Here is a 1,313-nt window from a genome sequence, read left to right on the forward strand (position 1 = left end):
CGGCTCTCCGGCACCAAGGTCGAGGAAGGGCGCAAGATCCTGGCCGATTCCGGCGAGAAGGTGATCGTCGCCGACACGCTGGCCGAAGCCGCCGAGAAGGCCGTCGCCGCCTGGCGCGCGGCCGCCAAGAACAAAAAAGCAGCCTGAGGGAGGTCGAGAAATGGCAATCCTGCTCAACCGCAGCACGCGCGTCATCGTTCAGGGTTTTACCGGCAAGATCGGCAGCTTCCATGCCGACGATATGAAGCGCTACGGCACCAAGCTGGTCGGCGGCGTCACCCCCGGCAAGGGCGGCCAGAGCCATCTCGGCCTGCCGGTGTTCAACACCGTCAAGGGCGCGGTGCGCGAGACCCGCGCGGAGGCCAGCATCGTCTTCGTGCCGCCGCCCTTCGCCGCCGATTCGATCATGGAGGCGGCGGATGCCGGCATCAAGCTTTGCGTGTGCATCACCGACGGCATCCCCTCGCAGGACATGATGCAGGTCAAGCGCTACATGCGCCGCTACCGCTTCGAGGACCGCATGCGCCTCGTCGGCCCGAACTGCGCCGGCGTCATAACGCCCGGACAGGCGCTGATGGGCATCATGCCCGGCAATATCTATCTCCCCGGCCGTGTCGGCATCGTCGGGCGCTCCGGCACGCTGGGCTACGAGGCGGCCTCGCAGATGAAGGCGTTGGGCATCGGTGTGTCGACCAGCGTCGGCATCGGCGGCGATCCGATCAACGGCTCGTCCTTCAAGGACATCCTAAAACTGTTCGAGCAGGACGACGAGACCGACGCGGTGGTGATGATCGGGGAGATCGGCGGCCCGCAGGAAGCCGAAGCCGCGATCTGGGCGCGCGACAATATGAGGAAGCCGCTGATCGCCTACATTGCGGGCTTGTCTGCCCCGAAGGGCCGCCGCATGGGCCACGCCGGCGCCATCATCTCCGCCTTCGGCGAGTCGGCGCAGGAAAAGGTCGAAATCCTGAAGGAAGCCGGCGTGGTGATCGTGCCGACCCCGGCTTCGTTCGGCGAGGTCGTGGCCGATACGCTGGCGCGGACGAAGAAGGCGGCCTGACCGCGGTCAGGGGCGACCGACACGAAACTCAAAAACTTGATGCGGCGGCGCGGTCCTCATGGCCGGCCGCCGTTTCCGTTTGGCCTATCGGACAAACACACGATCGCAAGCATTCGCGTGCCCGCTTCAATTAACCGGCTCGTCGAAAGAGGCTTTAGCAGGCTGCTGCAAAAGTCGCGTTTGGTGATGTTTTGTGATTCACTTCGGTTTGCGAGCTGGAGTGATTTGCAATGCGCGGACGGGATGAACGGTC

General features: G+C 64.7%; 2 protein-coding genes and 1 pseudogene. 2 read left to right on the forward strand and 1 reads right to left on the reverse strand.

The genetic code is table 11. The features are described from left to right. A pseudogene (sucC, locus tag ABID26_RS37005) lies at window positions 1-147 on the forward strand (succinate--CoA ligase subunit beta); the annotation flags it as partial. Window positions 148-160: 13 nt separating this feature from the next. Continuing rightward, window positions 161-1,060, forward strand: a complete 900-nt coding sequence (gene sucD / locus ABID26_RS37010) for a succinate--CoA ligase subunit alpha (RefSeq protein ID WP_354418436.1) — start codon at window positions 161-163, stop codon at window positions 1,058-1,060. 56 nt (window positions 1,061-1,116) lie between these two features. On the opposite strand, the gene ABID26_RS37015 is transcribed toward sucD, so the two are convergent. Beyond that, window positions 1,117-1,313: hypothetical protein (locus ABID26_RS37015; protein ID WP_354418437.1), on the reverse strand; the 197-nt coding region annotated here is incomplete at its 5' end.

Source organism: Mesorhizobium shonense (assembly GCF_040545255.1).
GTDB lineage: Bacteria > Pseudomonadota > Alphaproteobacteria > Rhizobiales > Rhizobiaceae > Mesorhizobium > Mesorhizobium shonense.

What these genes read in the sequence shown, in the direction of transcription:
- sucD (WP_354418436.1), top strand. Translation starts at nt 161, where the DNA reads ATGGCAATCCTGCTCAACCGCAGCACGCGCGTCATCGTTCAGGGTTTT.